At 43.5% G+C, this 672-nt stretch carries 1 protein-coding gene; it reads right to left on the bottom strand.

Features of this window, described 5'->3' with window-relative positions; all coding sequences use genetic code 11:
* Positions 1-108 precede the first annotated feature (108 nt).
* Positions 109-672: conjugal transfer protein TraF (traF, locus tag QTO00_RS20520; RefSeq protein WP_331426382.1), on the bottom strand; the 564-nt coding region annotated here is incomplete at its 5' end.

Raw genomic sequence — 672 nt, 5'->3', positions numbered from 1 at the left:
GAGCATATTATTGTTATATTCGAGTTTCATTTACTCCCCTCGAATATGCAAGCCGTGATGATTTAAATCTTGATATTTCGCGGCCTTGCACATTATGCCTAATGGCTGTTAGAACGTAAAAGACAAATTACCAGACACGCCATATTGATTGCTTCCCGCATAGCTGGCTGCCAGGTCAAAGCTAACCAGATCACCCGGGCTAATGCCAATACCAGCGGTAATGACATCATCTAAGGTATCTTCTGTGTCAAATTGATACCCAGCTCTTAGCTGTGCCCAGCCAAACGCATTACCCTCTACACCTAACCGTAAGAACTGAGTGTCATCGGCCAGTTCAACAAAACGTTTTTGCTTAGTAAGGTCCCAATCGATAGTGGCCGTGAAGAATTCATGCGCATACGCCCCTGACACGGTTATTTGAGTGTTAAGGCCATAAGTACTAACGCCACCGACATCTAAAGTATCAATCTTTTTAGAGAATAAATCTTTTACCGCTACACCGATGCGGTAGTCATCAACCAACCAGACTGCGCCAAAGTCCATATTGAAGGTATTCTTAGTCGTCTTACTTCTGTCGTAGTCACTTAAGTCAAAGTCTTCAACAGACAAGTTTTGTTTGTAGGTTCGCAGTTGCTGGTATTTAGGACTCACGCCAAAAGAGATATCTTGCCC

The sequence above is a fragment of the Vibrio sp. M260118 genome (genome assembly GCF_036533755.1).
Lineage (GTDB): Bacteria > Pseudomonadota > Gammaproteobacteria > Enterobacterales > Vibrionaceae > Vibrio.
This window is presented reverse-complemented; position numbering and strand designations above follow the sequence as displayed.